Genomic DNA, 1,542 nt, shown 5'->3' with positions numbered 1-1,542 from the left:
CAGCCGGGCCAGCTCCCCGGCGGTCCACGCCCGGCCGTCGAGCAGCGCCAGGCACATCCGGGCCCGGGTGTCGTCGGCGAGCAGCGCGGCGAGCCGGGCCAGCTCCGGCCCGCCACCGACAACGGAACTCATCCGCCCATGCTGGCACGTCCCGGCCGGTCCGCCCGCACCCCGTAGTTGAACGACATCGCCAACGGTCTTTACAACGTTGTATCCAACGTTGTAGAAACGGACACAGTGCTCGTCCACCACCGTCCCCCACCCGAGGCAGGTCAGATGGGACACCTCCGCCGCGGCGGCGCGATCGCCGCCGTGCTCGGTCTGCTGTTGGCCGGAACGGCGTCCGCGCCGGCCGCCGCCGACCCCGATCCCCGCTACCGCAACCCGATCTCCGCCGACTTCGCCGACACCTTCGCCGACCCCGTGATCGTGCGCGGCGAGGACGGCTTCTGGTACGCGTACGGCACCACCGACCCGCTGCGCGAGGGCGAGGGCGTGTTCCACCGCGTGCCCACGGCCCGGTCGACCGACCTGGTCGAGTGGACGTACGTCGGGGACGCGTTCGGCCCCGACCAGCGCCCGTCCTACGCGGCACCCGGTGCCGGCTTCTGGGCCCCCGACGTCCGCCGGGTCGGCGACCGGTGGGTCATGTACGTGACCGTCACCGACACCACCGCCTCGCCCGAGGGTGGCGACTTCGCCGTCGGCGCGGCCACCGCCCCCTCCCCCACCGGCCCGTGGACGTTCTCCGACGAGCCGGTCGTTGCGCCGCGCCCGGGCGGGGGTGGCGGGTGGCTGTGGACCATCGACCCGTCCCAGTTCACCGACGTCGACGGCACCCACTACCTGTACTACGGCAGCTACTACGGCGGCATCTCGGTGACCGCCCTGTCCCCGGACGGTCTGCGCGCGGTCGGCGAGCCCACCCTGGTGGCGATCGACAACAAGTTCGAGGGCAGCTACGTGCTGCGCCGCGACGGCTGGTACTACCTCTTCGCCTCGACCGCGAACTGCTGCGCCGGACCGGCCACCGGCTACTCCGTCCACGTCGGCCGGTCGCGCAGCCCGAAGGGCCCGTTCGTCGACCGCGACGGGATCCCGCTGACCGCGTCACGGGCCGGCGGCACCCCGGTGCTCACCCAGAACGGCAACCGCTGGATCGGCGTGGGCCACAACGGGTTCCTCACCGACCTGTCCGGCCAGGACTGGATCGTCTACCACGGCATCGACCGCGCCGACCCGTACCTGGACGAGCCGTTCGGCATCAACGAGCGGCCGATGCTGCTGGACCGCCTCGACTGGATCGACGGCTGGCCGACCGTCAACGCCGGCGCCGGCCCGTCCGAGGGCACCCGCCGCGCCCCGGTGACCACCGGGCGCGTCGACGAGCAGTTCACCGCCGGCCTCGACCGGTGGCGGGACGCCGGTGACTGGCGGGTCGCCGAAGGACGACTGGTCGGGACCGGGACGCTGCAGGCGCGTACCGCCCTCGGGGGCGACGTGCGGGCCGAGGCCGACCTGCGGCCGGCCGCCGCGACCCGC

General features: G+C 73.7%; 1 protein-coding gene. It reads left to right on the top strand.

Annotated features, from left to right (window positions below; all coding sequences use genetic code 11):
- Positions 1–276: 276 nt before the first annotated feature.
- Positions 277–1,542 (top strand): family 43 glycosylhydrolase (locus AB0I76_RS29655; protein ID WP_357042373.1); only part of this gene is annotated, 1,266 nt, incomplete at its 3' end.

The organism is Micromonospora sp. NPDC049799, from assembly GCF_040656655.1.
Taxonomy (GTDB): domain Bacteria; phylum Actinomycetota; class Actinomycetes; order Mycobacteriales; family Micromonosporaceae; genus Micromonospora.
This window is presented reverse-complemented; position numbering and strand designations above follow the sequence as displayed.